This window comes from Corynebacterium callunae DSM 20147 (assembly GCF_000344785.1).
Lineage (GTDB): Bacteria > Actinomycetota > Actinomycetes > Mycobacteriales > Mycobacteriaceae > Corynebacterium > Corynebacterium callunae.
In genome coordinates this window covers 1,343,559-1,363,689 of record NC_020506.1, presented here as the reverse complement: position 1 = coordinate 1,363,689, position 20,131 = coordinate 1,343,559, and the positions used below count along the sequence as shown (strand labels likewise).

Annotated in this window: 16 protein-coding genes; 9 read left to right on the top strand and 7 right to left on the bottom strand. The window is 53.1% G+C overall.

All coding sequences use genetic code 11. The features are described 5' to 3' along the window. Positions 1-156: 156 nt before the first annotated feature. Positions 157-1,059, top strand: coding sequence for a DoxX family protein (locus H924_RS06415; protein ID WP_015651147.1), 903 nt, complete (start codon positions 157-159; stop codon positions 1,057-1,059). 367 nt (positions 1,060-1,426) lie between these two features. Continuing rightward, positions 1,427-3,727 (top strand): HelD family protein, encoded by a 2,301-nt coding sequence (locus H924_RS06410; RefSeq protein ID WP_015651146.1) that lies wholly within the window; start codon positions 1,427-1,429, stop codon positions 3,725-3,727. A 7-nt stretch (positions 3,728-3,734) separates the two neighbouring features. Here H924_RS06410 and H924_RS06405 read toward each other — a convergent pair whose 3' ends face one another. Then, on the bottom strand, positions 3,735-4,580 hold the full coding sequence (locus H924_RS06405) for an SDR family oxidoreductase (protein ID WP_015651145.1): 846 nt from the start codon (positions 4,578-4,580) through the stop codon (positions 3,735-3,737). A gap of 107 nt (positions 4,581-4,687) precedes the next feature. Between H924_RS06405 and H924_RS06400 the strand changes: the two genes are divergently transcribed. Then, the gene (locus H924_RS06400) at positions 4,688-5,089 is read left to right on the top strand and encodes a winged helix-turn-helix transcriptional regulator (protein WP_015651144.1); all 402 of its coding nucleotides are present in this window, start codon (positions 4,688-4,690) and stop codon (positions 5,087-5,089) included. A gap of 63 nt (positions 5,090-5,152) precedes the next feature. On the opposite strand, the gene H924_RS06395 is transcribed toward H924_RS06400, so the two are convergent. The 6 genes from H924_RS06395 to H924_RS06370 form a co-directional block, all read right to left on the bottom strand. Then, entirely contained in the window at positions 5,153-5,596 is a 444-nt protein-coding gene (locus H924_RS06395) for a universal stress protein (RefSeq protein ID WP_015651143.1), read from the bottom strand. Positions 5,597-5,694: 98 nt separating this feature from the next. Continuing rightward, positions 5,695-7,791 carry an excinuclease ABC subunit UvrB gene (gene uvrB / locus H924_RS06390; protein ID WP_015651142.1) on the bottom strand — a complete coding sequence of 699 codons (2,097 nt, stop codon included), beginning with the start codon at positions 7,789-7,791 and terminating at the stop codon, positions 5,695-5,697. Positions 7,792-8,384: 593 nt separating this feature from the next. Then, complete coding sequence (locus H924_RS14140) at positions 8,385-9,134, bottom strand: glycosyltransferase family 2 protein (RefSeq protein ID WP_029703062.1); 750 nt, start codon at positions 9,132-9,134, stop codon at positions 8,385-8,387. A 7-nt stretch (positions 9,135-9,141) separates the two neighbouring features. Then, entirely contained in the window at positions 9,142-10,077 is a 936-nt protein-coding gene (locus tag H924_RS06380) for a glycosyltransferase (protein ID WP_015651140.1), read from the bottom strand. After that, entirely contained in the window at positions 10,074-11,183 is a 1,110-nt protein-coding gene (locus H924_RS06375; protein ID WP_015651139.1) for a glycosyltransferase family 4 protein, read from the bottom strand. Before H924_RS06375 ends, H924_RS06380 begins: the two co-directional genes overlap by 4 nt. Continuing rightward, positions 11,180-12,031 carry a glycosyltransferase gene (locus H924_RS06370; RefSeq protein ID WP_015651138.1) on the bottom strand — a complete coding sequence of 284 codons (852 nt, stop codon included), beginning with the start codon at positions 12,029-12,031 and terminating at the stop codon, positions 11,180-11,182. Before H924_RS06370 ends, H924_RS06375 begins: the two co-directional genes overlap by 4 nt. Positions 12,032-12,173: 142 nt before the next feature. Between H924_RS06370 and H924_RS06365 the strand changes: the two genes are divergently transcribed. From H924_RS06365 to uriH, 6 genes are all read left to right on the top strand, one after another. Next, the gene (locus H924_RS06365) at positions 12,174-13,112 is read left to right on the top strand and encodes a WcbI family polysaccharide biosynthesis putative acetyltransferase (RefSeq protein WP_162139359.1); all 939 of its coding nucleotides are present in this window, start codon (positions 12,174-12,176) and stop codon (positions 13,110-13,112) included. A 139-nt stretch (positions 13,113-13,251) separates the two neighbouring features. After that, complete coding sequence (locus H924_RS06360) at positions 13,252-15,279, top strand: glycosyltransferase (protein ID WP_015651136.1); 2,028 nt, start codon at positions 13,252-13,254, stop codon at positions 15,277-15,279. A 463-nt stretch (positions 15,280-15,742) separates the two neighbouring features. Next, positions 15,743-16,783: a transcriptional regulator UriR gene (uriR, locus tag H924_RS06355; RefSeq protein ID WP_015651135.1), complete on the top strand. Its 1,041-nt coding sequence runs from the start codon at positions 15,743-15,745 to the stop codon at positions 16,781-16,783. Continuing rightward, positions 16,776-17,699, top strand: coding sequence for a ribokinase RbsK1 (gene rbsK1 / locus H924_RS06350; RefSeq protein WP_015651134.1), 924 nt, complete (start codon positions 16,776-16,778; stop codon positions 17,697-17,699). The genes uriR and rbsK1 overlap by 8 nt, the downstream gene beginning before the upstream one ends. A gap of 13 nt (positions 17,700-17,712) precedes the next feature. Then, positions 17,713-19,155, top strand: coding sequence for a uridine transporter UriT (gene uriT / locus H924_RS06345; RefSeq protein WP_015651133.1), 1,443 nt, complete (start codon positions 17,713-17,715; stop codon positions 19,153-19,155). 36 nt (positions 19,156-19,191) lie between these two features. Continuing rightward, positions 19,192-20,130, top strand: a complete 939-nt coding sequence (gene uriH / locus H924_RS06340; protein ID WP_015651132.1) for a uridine-preferring nucleoside hydrolase UriH — start codon at positions 19,192-19,194, stop codon at positions 20,128-20,130. Position 20,131: the final 1 nt, after the last annotated feature.

Below are 20,131 nucleotides of genomic sequence, written 5' to 3'. Positions count from 1 at the left end.
GTTAGATAGCTGACAAAACCCTCCAAAAGGTGATAACTTCACGGCACACCAGTCATAACCTAGGTAAGATAATTGAGTAGAGAATAACTCTGGAAAAACCCATGCGACCACCACCTGGAGTGGCCTGGAAAAACCGTTAGATAGGAGCATAAATACATGATCCGCAAGTTCGCCCGACCAATGCTAGCTTCGGTGTACATCGCCGATGGTGCAGAAACCGTCCTGAACCCCCAGGCACATGTCGAAGGAACCGAGGTGGTCTTGGACCGTATTCGCTATGTGCTCCCCCGCAAATACGCAAAGCGGATTTCCAAGGATCCAGCAACTGTCACCCGTATCATCGGTGGCACCAAAGTAGGTGCCGGCTCTTTGCTCGCATTAGGTCGGCTTCCTCGCATCTCCGCAGCAGCCTTGGCTGTTGTTACCGTTCCAACCATCTTGGCTCGAAACGCATTCTGGGAGACTCAGGATGCCAATGAAAAGCGCGATCGTCGCAATGGGTTTGTCACCAACATCGCACTGCTAGGTGGCCTGTTTATTACTGCAGTAGATACCGAAGGCAAGCCAGGCGTGAAGTGGCGTGCAAACCACGCTGCTCAGGTTGGTAAGAAGCAGATTCAGCAGGCACTTCCAACCAAGTCTGAAACCGAGAAGATCGGTGAGAAGGCTTCTGATTGGATTTCTGACACCACCGGCAAGGTTTCCGAGTATGCTCACACCGCTCAGGAATTTGTGGGTGAGAACAAGGAAGATTGGCTGAAGACTGCAACCGAAACTGCCCGCAAGGCTGCTGATACCGTCACCGATTATGCTCACAAGGCAACCGCGTTTGTTGAAGACAATCGTGCAGACTGGCTAGACGCTGCTCAGACCAACGCTAAGACCGCGCGTAACTCCGCAGTTAAGGCCGCAACCAAGGCGCAGGATAAGGCTAACTTTGCACTTCAGGTTGCGGAGGAAACCACCGGCCGTGCTGCAAAGAAGGCAAATAAGAATTACGGCAAGCTGCAAAAGCGTGCTGATAAGGCTGTTGACCGCGCACAGAAGAAGCTCAAGTAATACTTCTTTAGCCCGCTTATTTAGGCCTTAGCCTTTGCATACGCTCCGCCACGCACTCCCATCATGGAGGTTGCGTGGCGGTTTCGTTTATTCGACGTTATTTTTACTGGCTAAAGTGCTGGAAGTTCGGAGATCTCCCACTTTCGCCTGCATTTTTGCATGGTGAATGCGCGAGTTGAGGTGCTATCTGGAATGATTAAGAGCTTCTTGGTGTTGTATTGAAAACGCAAAACATCAGATTGCTGGCCATATTATTTCTCGGGTGGCACCTTTAGCCTCCTTCATCTTTGGGTTTTAAGCAGATGAGTTTTCTACCAAGTCACATGAAGTTAGGTACTTAGATCAGGAATTCAGGAGGTCTATCTCAATGACCACCCCAGGCCACTTCCCTGCTGGTGCGGATGTGCAAGAGTCCGCAGTAAAAGCCATCCAGGAGGAACAGGCTTATGTTGATATGCTCTTTCAACGCCTCGATGATGAGGTAAATAGGGCAAATGAGCGGTTGGCGGAAGTGATGAAGGACGTCGACCCATCCAACCCTGATCCCGAGGCTTTGGTGCGCCGTGAAACTGAATATCACGGACTTAATGAAAAACTCGATCGCCTCAACTTAGCCCAATTAGGACTTGTTTTTGGCCGCATTGACGTTGCTGAAGAATCTGGCGAGACCCCAGAAAATCCCGTTCCGGGCAAGCCCACTCTTGATCGTCGTTATATCGGCCGCATGGGTTTGGATGCACGTGAAGATAATTACCGCACCCTGCTTTTGGACTGGCGCGCTCCCATGGCGCGACCATTTTATCTAGCTACCACGGTGCAGCCAGAAGGCGTGGAATTACGGCGCCATATCCGCACTCGCGGCCGCAAGGTGAGTGGAATTGATGATGAGGTTTTATCAGGTGATGCTGCTTTAGCCGCTGCTCAACAGCAAGGCGTTGGTTCCGAATCTGCCTTGCACCAAGCTTTGCAAGCAGCTCGTACTGGGCATATGACCAATATTGTGGAAACCATCCAGCGCGAGCAGGATGAAATTATTCGCGATACCACCAGAGGCGTCATGGTCGTCCAGGGTGGCCCCGGCACCGGTAAGACCGCCGTGGCACTGCACCGGGTGGCCTATTTGCTCTATACCTGGCGCGAACAATTGGCCAAATCTGGTGTCTTGATCATCGGTCCGAATAAGACTTTCTTGGAATATATTTCTCACGTTTTGCCCGAACTCGGTGAAACTGGCGTGGTTTTATCCACCATTGGCGATCTCTACCCTGGCATCAAACCCACTGGTCATGAGGATTTGCTCACCCGAGAAATCAAGGGCTCTGAGGAAATGGCCACCATCCTCAATGAGGCAGTGCGGGCTTATCAGACTGTTCCTGAAATCCCGCTTGAAGTCACCGTTGATGGCATCGTGATCGTTATCGATGAAAAAACTGTGGCTAAGTCACGCACCCGCGCCCGTCGCTCCCGTCAGCCGCATAATTTAGCGCGTCCAATTTTCCGCGAGCATCTGGTGGAGCAGTTGGCTCACCAAATGGCGCAGACCATTGGCGCCGATCCTTTGGGTGGCAAAAACCTGCTCTCTGCAGCAGATATTGATCAATTACACGACGATTTGCTTGACGACGTGGCCCTGTTGCAGGTCATTGAAGGTTTTTGGCCGGAGTTGGCGCCTCAGCAGGTCCTCCAGGATCTGCTTACCGACGCTGAGCGCATCGAAACTGCAGCAGCCGGTTATGACGAGGAAACCCACGCATCACTCCTTCGTGCAGAAGACGCTCCGTGGGCACCTTCTGATGCAGCGCTTTTAGATGAACTAACCACTCTTATTGGCTTACCTGATCCAGATGAAGCTCGAGAAGAAGCCCAGAAAAAGTGGCGTCAGGAAATTGAAGATGCTCAAGAAGTCCTAGACGTCTTGAGTTCTTCTCAGTCCTCGGATATTGATGAAAATCCTGATATCGATCCAGACGCAGAAATTCTCTCGGCATTCGATATTATCGATGCGGAAACCCTCGCCCAGCGCCAAGAAGTGCGGGATAACCGTTCCACCGCTGAACGTGCAAAGGCTGACCACACCTGGGCTTATGGCCATGTCATTGTAGATGAGGCACAGGAACTCTCCCCCATGGAATGGCGTATGGTTTTCCGTCGCAGCCCTTCCAGGTGGATGACGCTGGTTGGTGATATCGCACAAACCGGTTCGCCTGCAGGTGTTGACGATTGGTCCGAGTCTTTGGAACCATTTATCAAGAACAGATTCCGTCATCACGAACTCACAGTGAATTACCGCACCCCTGCGGAAATTATGGTGGTGGCAAACCAACTGTTAGCCCGAATTAATCCTGATTTGGCACCGGCAACTGCAATCCGAGAATCTGGACGTGCCGTAGAATTCTTTCCCACAGATGCCGACACTGAGCAGCTCAAAGAGGCATTTCTCCGAGAGGATCCAGAACGTAGCATCGCGGTTATTTCTTCCCAAGCACGCTTTACTCAAGCCCATAATCATTTCCTGGTTGAGGAAATCAAGGGCTTGGAGTTTGACCACGTCATTGTGGTTGATCCGGAGGGGATTATAAAAGAATCTCCCCAAGGGCTGCAGGATCTTTATGTTGCAGTAACGCGTGCAACCCAGACCTTGAGTGTTCTTGGAGAGATTTCTCTTTAACTAATGCTTAAGCAAGTGCCTCTGCAGCAGATGTGGATGGACGGCCAATGAGGTCTTGAAGATCGGTGCTCTCGGAATAGAGGGCACCTTTTTCAATGCTGCTATCCCAATCTGCAATCATGCCGGCAAGTCCGGTTGGTAGGCCTGCGCCCTCAAGAACTGCCTGGTACTCAGCAACAGTCTGGTTAACATATGTGACTGGGGAACCAATAACCTCAGCGGCAGCATCTGCAATTCCCTGGTAGGTCAAAGCTGGCGCACCGGCAAGCTCGTATACCTTGCCAGCTTGGTTCTCACTGGTGATGACAACAGCAGCAGCCTCTGCATAATCCTTACGTGCTGCGCCGGATACCTTGGCATCGCCAGCTGCACCGAAGAATTGGCCCATAGCCTTGCCGGTATCAATTGCGGAAGCGTAGTTCTCCCAGTACCAACCATTGCGCAGTAGTGCATATTCAACGCCACTGTCTGCCAAGAGTTGCTCGGTGACGCGGTGCTCTTCAGCCAAGGAAAGGTCAGAGGACTCAATATTGAGCAAGCTGGTGTAAGCGATGAGCTTTACATCTGCAGCCTTGGCTGCATTGATGAGGTTGGTGTGCTGCTCAACGCGCTTTCCTACCTCGCTGCCGGAGATCAGTACAAGGCGATCCACGCCCTGCAAAGCTGCGGTGAGTGCTACTTCATCCTCATAGGCTGCAACACCAAGGTTGATACCGCGCTCAGCCAAATCTGCAGCCTTTGCTTCATTGCGGACAATTGCCACAATGTCTGCAGCGGCGACGCCACGGTTGATGAGGGAATCAATGACAAAGTGTCCGAGGTTTCCGGTTGCACCAGTAACTGCAATGCGCATTTTTCTATATCTCTTTCTGCGGGAAAATTTACTTATGCAAACTTAGCACTAATAAAAAGTAAGCGCAATACTTTCTTTAGTTAATGGTGGGGACTAAACTATTTCCCATGACAGATCAAGCCACTGATACTCAAACCCCAGCGCCCAATGTTTTATCCGCTGCGTGTTCCTCCCGAGTAGCTTTGCAAGAGGTCACCGGCAGATGGGGCGGATTAACCATTCTGGCCTTGGAACAAACAGAAAGCCCACTTAGGTTCTCCGAAATTCGCCGTCAGGTGGAGGGCGTAAGTGATCGCATGCTCTCCCAAACCCTTTCCAAGTTGGAAAGGGATGGAATGATTGAACGCACTGTCCACAGCTCAATCCCACCCCATGTGGATTATCACTTAACGCCTCTCGGGCTAAAGATCGCTGAACCGCTGCGCCTACTAGCCGGCACAGTAGAAGCCGAGCTCGCCAAAGTCCTCGAGGCCCAAGAAGAATTTGATGCCAAACATCAAGACGATTAAAGCCGGTCTCCACTCCCCTGTTTAGGGTGAATGAAAACCGGCTTTAGCTTTAAAGAAAATCTTTTAGCTCACAGTGTGAACAATCATGACATCACAGTCGGATTGACGAGCCACATCAGCAGGAACCGAACCTAGCAAACGGCCGGTCAGTGAGTTAATACCGCGGTTACCTACCACGAGTAGGTCAGCCTGGTTATCGTTAACCATGGCCATCAGTGCTTCAACTGGAGTGCCAGAACGAACCTCTGCCTGAATCTTGTCACAACCAGCTGCGCGAGCAACCTCAGAAGCCTTTTCCAGGTTTGCACGGGCGGGATCATCACCGAGAATGGTCATGGAATCCTGGCGCAGCGTCTTGGAGGCATCATCTTTGCTCTCGTAATATGCACAACCAATGATCAATGTGGCATCAAAGGCTGCGGCAATCTTCGCAGCGCGCTCCACCGCGAGCAGAGAAGACTTAGATCCATCTGTTCCGACGACGACTTTGCTGTAATTCTCGCTCATGTCACCTTTCCCTAAAGCTCTAGGCAGGATAATCCCTGCTGCTGTGTCATTGTGCATAAGTCTAACAAAATAGTTGGTGATTAAGGGCTTAATTCATCTTATATACCTGCGTCTTTAATTCCGCGGAGTTCTTTCTTGAGCTCAAAGATTTCATCCCTCAGACGTCCAGCCAACTCAAACTTCAACTCCCTGGCCGCCGCAGCCATCTGGGCGCTCAGGTCGTCGATAAGCTTTTGCACCTCTTTGGCAGGCAAGCTGGAGATATCTGGTTTCGCAACCACCGCAGCCTCTCCGGATCCGCTGCCGGCGGAGTCGGAAGTGTTTTCATAGACCTGGTCTAGGATATCGGCAATCTTTTTGCGCAACGGCTGCGGGTCGATGCCGTGCTCCTTGTTATAAGCAACCTGCTTTTCACGGCGTCGATCCGTTTCTTCAATGGCATTAGCCATGGAATCGGTGATCTTATCGGCATACATGATGACCTCGCCGGAGACGTTACGGGCGGCACGGCCAATGGTCTGAATAAGCGAGGTGGTCGAGCGCAGGAAGCCTTCTTTATCGGCATCCAAAATTGCTACCAGGGAAACTTCCGGCAGGTCAAGACCCTCGCGAAGCAGGTTAATACCAACGAGCACGTCATATTCACCAAGGCGCAGCTGACGCAGCAATTCCACACGCTGCAAGGTGTCAATATCGGAGTGCAGGTAACGCACTTTAATGCCGTTTTCCAGCAGATAATCGGTGAGATCCTCGGCCATCTTCTTGGTCAAAGTGGTCACCAAGACGCGCTCTTTTTTATCGGTGCGCTCGCGAATTTCATGGATTAGATCATCGATCTGCCCCTTCGTTGGCTTCACGGTGACCTTTGGATCCACCAATCCTGTCGGGCGAATGACCTGCTCCACAAACTCACCATCGGCAGCGGCGATCTCAAACTTGCCTGGAGTTGCGGACATGAATACTGTTTGGCCACGGCGTTCATCAAACTCTTCCCAGGTCAATGGGCGGTTATCCATCGCAGACGGCAGGCGGAAACCGAATTCTACGAGGTTACGTTTACGGGACATATCGCCCTCAAACATGCCGCCGATCTGAGGGACCGTAACATGAGACTCATCGATGATGGTGAGGAAATCCTCTGGGAAATAGTCAATGAGCGTGGCCGGCGCTGTCCCCTCCCCACGCCCATCGATGTGGCGAGAATAGTTCTCAATGCCCGAACAAAAACCAACCTGCTCGATCATTTCCAAGTCATATTCAGTACGCATCCGAAGACGCTGCGCCTCCAATAACTTGCCGCGATTCTCCAGATCAGCCAGACGTACTTCCAACTCCGCCTTAATATCTGTGACAGCCTTTTCCATCCGCTCTGGTCCTGCAACATAATGCGTAGCTGGGAAAATACGGATCTCATTCACCTGCCGGATGGTGTCACCAGTCACGGGGTGGATGTAGTACAACGCATCAATTTCATCACCGAAAAACTCAATGCGCACCGCCAATTCCTCATAGGCCGGGATGATGTCCACGGTGTCGCCTTTCACGCGGAAAGCTCCACGAGTAAAGCCCACATCATTGCGTTCGTATTGAATATCTACCAGCAGGCGCAAAAAGCGATCTCGGTCGATCTCCTCCCCCACGTTCAACACAACGGAGCGATCAAGATAAGACTGCGGAGTGCCCAGACCATAAATACATGACACCGAACTAACCACCACGACGTCTCGCCTACTTAGCAAAGACGACGTCGCCGAGTGACGCAGACGCTCCACATCCTCATTAATCGAGGAGTCCTTTTCAATATAGGTATCAGTCTGCGCGATATACGCTTCTGGCTGGTAGTAATCGTAATAAGACACGAAATACTCCACCGCGTTATTGGGCAACAGCTGCCGCAATTCATTAGCCAACTGCGCAGCCAACGTCTTATTCGGAGCCATAACCAAAGTGGGGCGCTGCTGCTTTTCGATCAACCACGCCGCCGTTGCGGACTTACCCGTACCGGTAGCACCCAGCAGCACCACGTCCCGCTCACCACGGTCTAAGCGCTCATCGAGCTCTTTAATAGCCGCGGGCTGGTCACCCGCAGGCTCAAATTCACTAATAACCTCAAATTTGTCATCGCTTCGCTCGATCTCACCAACCGGGCGGTGCTCAGAGTAGGACAGGACAGGATGTTCAGCAGCAAAAGCCATGCATTCTAGGATACGCCACAGGATGGACACGTTGCGGCCCACAGCAAATCACTGCGCAAGCAAACGCTTTTCGACGGTTGATCCCTTTGGTTCACACATGGCGTTGTGGCGAACCTCTAGAATTCGCATCAAATACCCTAAAGATTCCATACACATTAAGAAGCCCGAACCATTAGCACACGATTCAGCCTTTCGAATCGTTATTTGGCAGCTGATGCGACAGTAATCTACTGCGTGGTACACACCACTTGAAAGGGAGAATAAACCGCAACCGGTGAGATCTCTGGTTTTTATCTCTTCATAGACCAGAGAGGTTTGTATTGAGAAAAGTACAAAGCCCTATATTCAGTTCCCATTTTTAATTATTGTCGGAAGAATGCCAATCATGTCGAAACGTACGATCAATCAAGCATAATTCTGCTGAGCTAGACCATTCAGAGTCTCCTAGAGAAAGTTTCTGATTGCCGGACGGGCCATATCATTGTCCAGATTCAGGTCGATTTTCAAAAACTTTCAGGCAAAGTTGCAGTGATGCCCACTCCATCTAGAACATGCCATTCAGATGTAGAGGTTTAGCGTCGACAAGTGTCACTTTAGGTGCGTACCCAGCCATCGTCACTACGCTTCACCAACCCGCGTTCAGCAAATGCCACCAGCCAGCCTTCCATAGGCCAGATACCCCAAATGGAGTGGAAGCGCGTCGCGTTAGCCAAGATATCATCGAGGTGTTCGACTGGTGGAGAGGATACTAGGTGCCACTGATGATAGGCGTGGGCTCCGCCCACCCAGCGCAGTTTTTTACCCTGCGCCCGGAGGCTAAACGCGAAATCAGTATCTTCGCCTCCGTACCCAGCATAACCCTCATCAAAGCCTCCGCTATCCTGCCATGCGGAAGTACTCATCGCGAAGGAAAGCGACCAAAATAACTTCCACTCCTCTTCTGTCCCTAATCTACTCTGCCCCGCGGGCAGGTTCGGACGCGCTGGGTGGGGGTTAGTCAACTCCAGCAAAGTGTCTAATTGATATCCCCGATCGTCAGGTTCCTGAAGGTAAGTGACCGGGCCACAGAGGACTTCATCAGGCCAGTTACGCGCTGCCTCCACGTAGAAAGGTATTAAGAAGGGCCCTGGAATGCAATCAGCATCAAGGAAAATCAGCAGCTCGACCCCATCTGCCACAGCCCTGGCAGCTACTTCGTTGCGGGCACGCGCAAGGTTCATATCTGTGTCAATATACCCACGGTAGTGTGGAGTACCTTGCGCCCATTTCTTCAATCCTTCCAGCTGCATGTCCACATGCGCTTGTCGTGAATCATCAGCTATGGTCACTACCGCATACTTCATATTCTGGTTAATTTCCTTCCACGTTGGCCACATCATCAATCACCGCTGCAGCTCTTTTAGCTGCACCTTCGGCTTGCCAGAGGTGCCAGTTCGCTGCTCTATTCCTCGCCTGTTCAAACAAAACCTCCCACTCTCCCGGTTCCGGGAATGTGGTGGGAACTACGGCAATCCGGGCTTGAGTCAGCGTCTTTGCAGTGGTGCTCTGCTCACCGAAGGGACGGTCCTGCGGGAGGATGATTGCAGGAGTTCTAGTAATGGCAAGGTCAGCCACGGAGTTCTGTCCGGCCGCTGCGATCGCTACCGAAGCACTCAAAAGGAGTGGAATGGGGTTGTCCACGAATCTATCTCCGCCAAGCACCGTGGCCTCCGGCCAGGTATGCTTATCAAAGTCGTCTCCGCCTGCACCACGAAGGATTATGACGCCGGACCGTTGGCATGACTGCGTCGGAGGTTCGAAGCGGGAGATACCACCAACCATGTGAAGCTTATTCACGTGGGCAATCAGGTGAGTAGGTACGGGAACCCAGTCCGGCCATGCAGCGATTATGGCGCTAGCCTGGTGGTAGCTCAATTGGTGGGGTTGATCATGTCGAAATCCTGGCATGGCGATCGTAATTACGGGAATGCCCATGAGACGTACGAAGCTAGCGATCTCGACGGAACAATCTACATAGAATGCGCGGGGGCGATGCTTGGTGATCCAGGCGGCGATAAGCGCCAAACGCTGTGTGTGTCCTGGTACTCCTATAGGCGACCAATGGAGGGTCCCCCCAGCCGTCAGATCCCGGGGGGCGGGATTATCCGGGTCAGTGTCCAAGGGCAACTGGATATCCGCGCCGGGTGCGGAGGAAAAGACCACGGTTTCGTCTTTCAGATGCCTGGCAATTGAGCGAACGCGGTGCAGGTGCCCGCTACCGCTGTGGTGTGCATACATGCCTATCATGGCTGGGCCTCCTCATGGGCAAAAGCGGCGATACGGGACACAATTCCGGTGGTGACTGGAGCTTTTTTCCGGTCCGATCTCTCTGCTGTTACTTTTCTATACACCGCGAGGTAGCGGTCGAGGAAAGCAGCTATCCCATAATTTTCACGGGCATAATGGGCGACCCTTGCACGGTCGATGAACCTCGAATCACGAATGGCCTGAGCGAGCGCTTCAACGTTACCAGCCTGTACCGAAGGGCATGGTGAGGCATCTAGTACGTCAGCCATCCCACCACGGGCAAATGCCGCCACCGGGGTGCCACAAGACATCGCCTCGATGGAGACCAACCCGAAGGGTTCTTCCCACTCCGGGGTGATCACCGCGACGCGAGAATGACCAACCCGCTCCGCCAGTAGGGTGTGATTGAGAGTTCCGATCCACTCCACATCGTTGCCTAGACGCGGTACGATCTCGCTTGCCCAATAGGTCGGGCTGGAACGTCGGCCCACAATCGTCAGTGGGATTCCAGCCTTGCGGCAGGCGTCGATAGCCAAGTGTGGTGCCTTCTCCGGCACAATACGTCCAAACCAAATAGCACTCTGACCTCCAGGCCCCTCTCGCCAGACAGAACAATCCACCGCGTTAGGGATGACCTGGATTCCAGGCAGAGCCCAGCTGGCGGCGGTAGAGTTGCTAACTGCGGTAAAAACGCTTCTCGATTCCGGTGCCACCGCTGCCATACGATCTACTGGTGGGCAGTGCAAGGTGGTAACCAGGGGTAGGGTCTGTGATAGCAACAGTTCCGGGTGCAAACTATTGTTATGCACCACGTCGTAGTTGCTTGCCTCAAGGTGCGCCCGCAGACGCGCGAATGCCCGATCTTCCTGTTCCGAATGCCCAGGCGGATAGTCGTGATCGTTTTCCTCGGTGGCAGTGAACCGCCAATCTGGTCTGGGGAACTCAAAATCACGGACATGCCCCTCGGACCCAGCTGTGGCGTACAAGTCCACCTCATGCCCTCGGTTGCGCAGACTATTGACTAGGATGCCGCAATAGGCCTCTAGGCCACCGGCATAGGGTTCAATAATGGGGTGTCGGCCCGGTGCAACAACAGCAATTTTCATAACTCACCCGCTGCAGCGAGATAAACGTGACGATGTTGGCCACTGACATCTGGCACCGGGTGTGGACGCGCGGGGTAGCAGCTTTCTAGCATTGCCACGGCGCGAGCTGCATCTTTGCCGTCACCGGTGCGGTAGGTAGCCACACCGTCATCACCCGGCATCTGAGATGCATAGCAACCACAATCAGGGACGGCTACGCTGACGCCGAGATCGCGGCACATGCGCAACCAGCCAGAATGGGTTCCACATTTATATGGCAATACAACCACTCGGTGTCGAGCGATCGTGGTGTGCAATGTTTGATCATCCATGGGCATGTGTACGTGATCGGCCATACTGGTTAGTTCCAATGGCCCATTCTCATGGATGTAGATCTCCGCACCTAGATCGCGATAAAACCCCGGATCGGTGATGACATTGGCACGCACCGATTTAAGGAACACCCCGGCGCGGTTAGTAGTCGGGTGTGGCTGACCTTTGGTGATCGCGGGGTGTGGCGTCACCTCGACTGCGCTGTTATAACGCCTGTTGACGAGCTCCGCTGCCTGCTGCGACAGCGTAAATACATGAGCAGCAGCCCGGGTAAGGATACGCAGTTGTTCGTGGTAATTGGTCTGGTCAGTCAGGTGGGGATTATCCAAATCATGAATCGTAAGCACCAGCGGAATACCATTGCGATCGAGAACTTCAGTGAACTGTCTGGTCTGTTGCACGGTAAGATGTTCAAACCCGAAATGAACATGAACCACATCCACCTTCCGTGGGTTGATCCACCATTCAGGTGTAAACGCGGGGTGGGGCCACCACTGCTCTGGCTTATCAGGGTTCACCACTGGATCCGGCAACACTGTGATTCCTTCCCATCCCCCCACGGGTTGCAACGCTCGCGGGTATGGATGGCTTGACGGAATGGACAGCACTTTGATTGACACAGCACCACCTTTCTAGATATGGGCGAATCTTCTTGTATAACCTGTAATATTATCTTTAATGATTACGCAGGTATATGATAATAGGCTTTTGGGAGCTGCTACTGTGGCCCGCCGTCGCCATTACGCAGAGTTCTACCGACTTCGCGCTCCCATCCAAATCAGTGAAAATCCCACTATAGCGGTAGTCGGCAACTGCCAGGCGGAATCCTTGCGCATACTCCTTGATTCCACCGGAGCCGTGAATTCTTTCCGTATCCCCGCCATCCATGAATGGACCTGCGAAGATATCGATCTTATTAGGGTGGTGTTGCAGACCACCGATATTCTGATTATGCAACCGGTGCGCGATAATTATCGGGGGTTGCCCTGTGGCACCGACCAGTTGGCCAGTTTTCTGCCAGATAGTGGCAGGGTAGTTACGTTCCCAGTATTGCGTTTTGATGGCCTCATGCCCTATCAGGTCATCATCCGCTCCCCAAGCGATTCGTCCCTCAATCCGCCGGTTGTGCCCTACCACGATCTGCGGACCCTAGTCGCTGCGTCACGAGGAATCGATGCTCCAGCTGTGCCTTCCGTAGAGGAAGAAAAACTGCGTGAACTGGCTGAGATGAGCATCGCTGAGCTGCGGAAGCGTGAAAAGGCCCATGGCACGGTGCGGGTTTCTGACTTCATCGAGACCTGGCCTATTTGGCATACCATTAACCATCCTGACAACAGCACCTTGGAATTTCTCGCACATCAGGTACTGTCAGCCATCGGTGTATCCGGTGAACTGCAGGATCCTGGCCGCGAATTACTGGGCGGCTTAGATGCCCCGATAGACGCCAGGGCTGCCTGCGCCTTAGGTGTGACGGTAATGGGACGTGAGACGTGGCATCCTCTACCCCCTGAAGATATCCATCAAGCGCAGCTTGCGTTCTACCACGAGCACCCAGAGGTGATGAAAGCAGGAATGAAACGTCATGGGCAGCGACTGAGATTGCTAGGTTTGATCTAGAAATGTGGTCCGATGGATGGAATAAATGAACCATAACGATGACCGACCATGGCAATCACACCCCGCAGCCCCAGTGGGTTTTGATAAAGTCGCAGATCATTGCCCGATGCAATGCTTGGCTTGAAAAGGAGCGCTACGGATGAATATAACCCACCTGTTAGTAGGTCCCACAGAACACGGTGTAACCGAATACGCGCGACTACTAGCAACTCACAGTGGCGGCCTCCGAGCTGGGCTTGAGGACACACTTCACCCGGGCCCGATCCATGTTACGTTTACCGACCACCTTTTCGGCCCCGATCCAGAGTCTGCAGTAGATGCCGTTTTGGCCGCTGTAGAAGGTCATCCGTTTAGTGTTTCCTTCCATGACGTACCTCAACCCGAGGAAGGACTGGAGCGTTTCGAACGCCGCAGTAATGCTTACCAGCGCCTGGCCCGAATGGCTGACCTCTCGGTTACTAACTCATTCCACGAGGCTTCCTTCTTCGACAGCGATATTCATGTCATTGCTCTACCGCTTCCTGAGGCACCCGACCCTGCCAGCACCCCGGATCCTGGTACTGTCGGTATCCTTGGTTTTATCTATCCAGGCAAAGGCCATGAGACCATTGCCACAGCGGCGCGGCAGGTGGACGGACTTTCTGTTCGCGCACTCGGCACGTACTCCTTAGGCCATGAGAACATGGAGTTGCCCGGGGTGGAAGTTACCGGTTACCTTTCCGATGCTGATTTGTGGGCGGAGATGGACCGCATTGCCATCCCCGTATGTGCCCACCGACACTTCTCTGCATCAGGATCTTTAATGCGCTGGCTCGCTGCCGGGAGACGTGTGTTGGTAGCCGATAGCGATTATGCTCGTGAAGTTGCAGCTAATCATCCCGAGCAGGTGGTGGTGGTTAACGATTGGCCTTCTGCGCTCGCCGAAGCGGCCAAAGACCCAGAATTTACCCAGCGCGTTAACACACTCCCTACCTGGGGGTGGCAGGAGGTGTCCACCTCCTGGCAGGATCTATGGATCAAACATTTCGGACCATGGCTGCGTGGCAACATACCACCAAGGCCTGTTGATGATCCGGCACCAGTCAGCGTCGTAATTCCCTATTACAACGACATCGACTCCTTAAAAAAAGTCATCGCAGGGATCGAGAAAAACAACCATGAAGGCAAAGTGGAGATTATTATCGCCGACGACGGATCCGACATTCCGCCTGAGGTTACCTCGACGTTGCCCATTACAGTAGTTCGCCAGGAAGACCAGGGGTTTCGTGCAGCAGCCGCACGCAACTTAGGTGCCCGGGCAGCCTCTCACGAGGTGCTAATTTTTCTCGACGGCGATACGGTCCCCCGCCCTGGGTATTTAAGTGCGATGAGCAGATGGATCACAGCTGATCCCCGCAGTGTGGTGGTGGGTACCCGTCTTCAGGACGGAGTAGAACCGCAGTGGCTCCGTGATGCCTGGGAATATACCGACCACCTGCGTCTATCCGATGATACCTCCTGGCGCTTCATTATTTCCTCAGTGCTAGGTACCTCGAAGCAATTGTTTTCTCACGTCGACGGGTTCGACGAGACAATGATTGGTTATGGTGGGGAAGACTGGGAATTCGGATGGCGACTGTGGAACACCGGTGCTATCTTCATTCACGACCCCGAAGCCGTCGCCGATCACCTTGAGCCGGAGTGGGATGTCCGCGTCCAGCCTGAGAAGGACAAGCTCGCGCAGAAAAATACTGAGTCTATCGCCCTGGCTTCACGCATAACTCACCCGATAGCGCGCCCTGCCGGTGTATTTTTCAAGCAACAAGACATTGTTGTATACCTTCCAGGGAATACTCCCGAACCAGTGGTAACAGCCTGGCTCCAAGCCGGTGACGTTCGTGTGGTGGGTCCCATGTCCGAGCTATTCCAAGCCGATCCACGCGTGGGTCTTGCAACAGGGAGAATCAGCATCGAACTGAGCCAACCCCTCTGCCCTCCTACCGATCTCGCGGAATGTCTCCTGCGTGTGGAGCAGCTCGGTGGCCACGGAGTTTTGTGCCACAAAAACCGGAATGTAGGGCAAATCCGATATAAGCGAATTACTTGCCAAACCCCCGCAATTATCCACACCCAGATGAATCCATGGCAGGGATCACTACGATTAGAAAGATGGTTTGCCAGCTGGTGATCTCCTTTGCGATTACCATCAGAGTCATTTTCGCCCGGATATGGCTTTGGGAGGATTGGAGTTGTGAGAGAAGATTTTTCATCGCTTTGGTTGTAGCGTCTAAATGTCATATCTAATGCGGAGACCAGTCGTAGGGTTTTTACTTGGTGCCCGCTTCTAGGTCTCGGGTAAGAACCGCAATGTAACAGTTCACCGTCCACGCTTACAGAGCGAAATACCTTGGCTAGCCGGTTACATTCAGAAAAATTCACCTGCCACTTCTCGCAGAACATGAGCTATCAAACCCTCAACCACTAAAGTAGAGACAGTCTCAGACCCAATTGGGACAAAAGGGTCATCTTGATGAAAGTAATCCCCCAATTCCTACCCCTGTTGCCAACGTAGCCCTGCACGTAATAGGTTGAAATAACAGTTTATGTAAACGATTGCATCAAGGTAGGCAATGAGATAAGGAGGGGGCGTCGTGGCGACGGAAAAATTCCGACCGACTCTTAAAGATGTCGCTCGTCAAGCAGGTGTCTCCATCGCCACAGCATCGCGGGCACTGGCGGATAATCCGGCGGTTGCCGCATCGACTCGTGAAAGAATCCAGCAATTAGCCTCTGATCTGGGCTACCGGGCCAATGCCCAAGCTCGTGCGCTTCGCAGTTCTCGCAGCAACACCATTGGTGTCATTGTTCCCAGTTTGATTAACCATTACTTCGCCGCCATGGTTACCGAGATTCAGAGCATTGCTAGCAATGCCGGACTAGCCACGATTATCACCAACAGCAATGAAGATGCCACCACTATGTCTAGGTCTTTGGAGTTTCTAACCTCGCATGGTGTCGATGGAATCGTCTGCGTGCCTAATGAAGAATGTGCGAATCAACTAGAGGACTTGCAGAAGCAAGGAATGCCCGTGGTGTTGGTTGACCGAGAGCTTCCGGGAGACTCCACAATCCCGACGGTGACTTCTAATCCCCAACCAGGAATCGCCACAGCAGTAGAACTCCTGGCCTACAACAACGCTGTGCCGATCGGCTATCTCTCTGGCCCCATGGGTACTTCGACAGGTCGCGAACGATTAGAGAGTTTCAAAGCAGCCTGTGCCAACTCCAACATCGGCGAGCAGCTCGTTTTTCTGGGTGGGTACGAACAAAGCGTTGGATTTGACGGTGCTACAAAATTGCTCAACCAGGGAGCTAAAACTCTTTTTGCGGGCGATTCCATGATGACGATCGGTGTCATTGAAGCCTGCCATAAGGCTGGTTTGGTTATCGGAAAGGATCTCAGCGTGATTGGTTTTGATACCCATCCGCTCTTTGCCCTACAGCCCCATCCATTGACGGTGATTGATCAAAATGTGGAACAACTAGCCCAACGAGCAGTGTCTATCCTGACCGAATTAATAGCAGGCACGGTGCCCAACGTCACGAAAACTACGATCCCCACTGCCCTTATTCATCGTGAATCAATCATCAACTCCCCTCTAAGGAAGAAGAATGCACTCCCCAATGAGTAACTCAACCTGTACCGACATTGTCGTTGTTGGATCCATCAATGCCGATCTCACCGCCAAAGTTCAACGCCACCCTGAACCCGGAGAAACCCTCCTGGGCAGCGGCGGCACAGTTAGTGCTGGTGGCAAAGGTGCCAATCAAGCTGTGGCGGCAGCACAATTAGGTGCCAAAGTCACCATGATCGGTGCGGTTGGAACTGATCAAATGGCTGGCGAGGCGCTGACACACATGCGTCAATCAGGAGCAGATATGTCCGCGATTGCCATTGTGGATGGTCCCACTGGTCTTGCCATCATCACTGTGTCTGACGATGGGGAAAACTCCATCATTGTTATCCCTGGTGCAAACGCGTCTGTCACAGCGGAATTTGTTGATAAACATTCCCAACTCATTGAGAATTCCGGCATCGTGTTGCTTCAAGGTGAGATCCCTGCCGATGGTTTCGAGCGTGCCGTCGATCTTTCACAAGGACGTGTGGTGATCAATTTGGCTCCAGTTGTGTCCGTGGGCCATGTTCAGCTGCGTCGTGCAGATCCATTGCTGGTCAATGAACACGAAGGTGCTCTGGTGCTGGACATGCTCGGAACACCAGCGACCACTTCGGATCCCCAAGGATTGGTCGCGGAATTGCTGAATCAGGGTTTTGCTTCCGTGGTGATGACCCTTGGTGCCGAAGGTGCTCTGGTTGGCACACCTGGCCAACTCACGGAAATCCCTACCCCCAAAATCCAGGCAGTCGACACAACCGGAAGTGGAGACGCGTTTGCGGGGGCACTCGTCGCAAAGCTTTCTGAAGGTGCTGGCCTTATTGAGGCCGCAACTTTTGCTGCGCGCGTTGGCGCCTATGCCGCAACCAAACCGGGTGCTCAAGCCTCCTACCCCACCCTGACCACTGAACTCCCCTCAATCATTCACTGAAAAGAGAACACTGATGTCACTTCCTGTTCAGCCGAGTAAAACCTCGGCCGCCACAGTCGTACCATTGATGATCGCCTTGCTGGTCGCGGTATTCGCCTTCCAGCTCAACGCCTCTATGCTGGCGCCAGCACTGGCCACCATGGAAACTGAACTTAATGCAACAGCTGCCCAAATCGGCATGACGCAGACTGCCTTCTTCACCGCGGCCGCGCTGTTTTCCCTGTTCCTGCCACGGTGGGGCGATCTGATTGGTCGCCGCAAAGTGCTGGTCGGCATGATGATTGTTACCGGTATCGGCTGTATTGTCGCTGCCTTTGCCCCGAATGTGACCATCCTCTTCCTGGGTCGCCTCATCCAAGGTGTTGCTGGTCCAACCGTGCCACTGTGTCTGATTATTCTGCGCCAGCAGGTAACCAATGAAAAGCAATATGCGCTGCTACTCGGAATTGTCACCTCCGTTAACGGTGGTATCGGTGGCGTGGATGCGCTTGCTGGTGGCTGGCTGGCTGAAACGTTTGGTTTCCGTTCCATCTTCTGGGTCATGGCTGCCTTCTGTGCTGTCGCTGCCCTCTCGCTCCCCTTCAGTGTGAAGGAATCCACCGCTACCGAAACTCCTAAGATGGACTGGCTGGGTGTGCTTCCGCTGGCAGTATCCATCGGCTCTCTGCTTATGGCCTTTAATGAGGCAGGCAAGCTCTCCGCAGCTAACTGGGGTCTGGTTGTTGCGCTCTTTATTATCGGCATCGCCGGCGTTGTGGTCTTCTACAACATCGAAAAGCGCGTTAAGAACCCTCTGGTTAGCGTGGAATATTTGGGACAACGTCGCACCTGGGCGCTGCTGCTCACCACGCTTTTGACCATGACTGGTGTCTTTGCGGTGATGAACGGCTTGCTGCCAAACCTGGCGCAAGACGTGGACAATGGCGCTGGCATGTCCGCAGGAGTTGTCTCTTGGTGGACTCTTACTCCCTATGCGCTGGCTGGACTTATTTTTGGACCAATCGCCGGAGCAATGGCTGGAAAGCTCGGCTATAAGATTGTGCTGCAAATCGGCATCGTCTTGACCATCATTGGCGTCGCCGGAGCAACTTTCTTGGTGGGTACCGACTCACACCTGGCTTATTTGGCAATGTCCGTCTTTGTGGGTATCGCTTATGCCGGCATCGCCAATATCATGCTCAACGGCCTTGGCGTGGTTCTCTCCCCTGCAGATAACCAGGGCTACCTCCCAGGAATGAATGCTGGTGCCTTTAACTTGGGTGCTGGAATTTCCTTTGCCATCCTCTTCGCCGTAGCTACCAGCTTTGGTGACAATAATGGCGGATACGCAGCAGGTATGTGGGCTGGCGTGATCATTTTGGCAGCTGCCTTCCTCTGCTCCCTGATGATTCCACGTCCAGAAACCATCAAAGACACCGTGGCGGCTAAAAACCTCGCGGAAACCTCCGCAAAATAGCAGGCCTAAAACCACCCCATTTCAAAGGAGAACCACATGAGCACGAAAATTATTCTCGACTGCGATCCTGGCCACGATGATGCAGTAGCTATGCTGCTTGCTGCCGGCAGCCCAGAAATTGAATTGCTGGGCATCACCACTGTGGGCGGCAATCACACCATCGATAAGGTCACCCACAATGCGCAGGTAGTGGCCACTATCGCAGGCATTGATGCCACAATTTACCCCGGTGCTACCCGCCCACTGGTGCGCGCCGTTGAAGTTGCAGAAGACATCCACGGCGATACCGGTATGGAAATCCACAACTTTGAGTTGCCAGAACCCACCAAGCAGGTTTCTGATACCCACGCTGTGGACTTCATCATCGACACCATCATGAACAATGAGCCCGGCACTGTGGCATTGGTTCCTACTGGACCACTGACCAACATCGCACTGGCAGTCCGAAAGGAACCTCGCATCGCTGAGCGCGTGAAGGAAGTTGTGCTCATGGGCGGTGGCTACCACGAGGGCAACTGGACTGCTGTTGCGGAATTTAATATCAAGATTGACCCTGAAGCAGCCCACATTGTTTTTAATGAAAAGTGGCCACTGACCATGGTCGGCCTGGATCTTACCCACCAAGCACTGGCAACCCCTGAGGTGGAGGCCAAGATCGCAGTACTTGGCACTCATACCGCTGATTTTGTGGTTGCGCTATTTGCCGCTTTCCGCAAGAACTACCAAGATGCCCAGGGCTTTGAGAACCCACCAGTGCACGATCCTTGCGCAGTTGCTTACCTCATCGATAATTCAGTGTTCACCACCCGCAAGGCTCCACTTGATGTAGAGCTCACGGGTGCGCTCACCACCGGCATGACCGTTGCAGATTTCCGCTCCCCAGCGCCTGCCGATTGCACCACTCAGGTTGCAGTAAAGCTGGACTTTGATAAGTTCTGGAACTTGGTTATCAACGCCGTCGAGCGAATCGGCTAAG

Coding starts and splice junctions, on each gene's coding strand:
- H924_RS06415 (WP_015651147.1), top strand. CDS start 157: ATGATCCGCAAGTTCGCCCGACCAATGCTAGCTTCGGTGTACATCGCC.
- H924_RS06410 (WP_015651146.1), top strand. CDS start 1,427: ATGACCACCCCAGGCCACTTCCCTGCTGGTGCGGATGTGCAAGAGTCC.
- H924_RS06405 (WP_015651145.1), bottom strand. CDS start 4,580: ATGCGCATTGCAGTTACTGGTGCAACCGGAAACCTCGGACACTTTGTC.
- H924_RS06400 (WP_015651144.1), top strand. CDS start 4,688: ATGACAGATCAAGCCACTGATACTCAAACCCCAGCGCCCAATGTTTTA.
- H924_RS06395 (WP_015651143.1), bottom strand. CDS start 5,596: ATGAGCGAGAATTACAGCAAAGTCGTCGTCGGAACAGATGGATCTAAG.
- uvrB (WP_015651142.1), bottom strand. CDS start 7,791: ATGGCTTTTGCTGCTGAACATCCTGTCCTGTCCTACTCTGAGCACCGC.
- H924_RS14140 (WP_029703062.1), bottom strand. CDS start 9,134: ATGAAGTATGCGGTAGTGACCATAGCTGATGATTCACGACAAGCGCAT.
- H924_RS06380 (WP_015651140.1), bottom strand. CDS start 10,077: ATGATAGGCATGTATGCACACCACAGCGGTAGCGGGCACCTGCACCGC.
- H924_RS06375 (WP_015651139.1), bottom strand. CDS start 11,183: ATGAAAATTGCTGTTGTTGCACCGGGCCGACACCCCATTATTGAACCC.
- H924_RS06365 (WP_162139359.1), top strand. CDS start 12,174: ATGATTACGCAGGTATATGATAATAGGCTTTTGGGAGCTGCTACTGTG.
- H924_RS06360 (WP_015651136.1), top strand. CDS start 13,252: ATGAATATAACCCACCTGTTAGTAGGTCCCACAGAACACGGTGTAACC.
- rbsK1 (WP_015651134.1), top strand. CDS start 16,776: ATGAGTAACTCAACCTGTACCGACATTGTCGTTGTTGGATCCATCAAT.
- uriT (WP_015651133.1), top strand. CDS start 17,713: ATGTCACTTCCTGTTCAGCCGAGTAAAACCTCGGCCGCCACAGTCGTA.
- uriH (WP_015651132.1), top strand. CDS start 19,192: ATGAGCACGAAAATTATTCTCGACTGCGATCCTGGCCACGATGATGCA.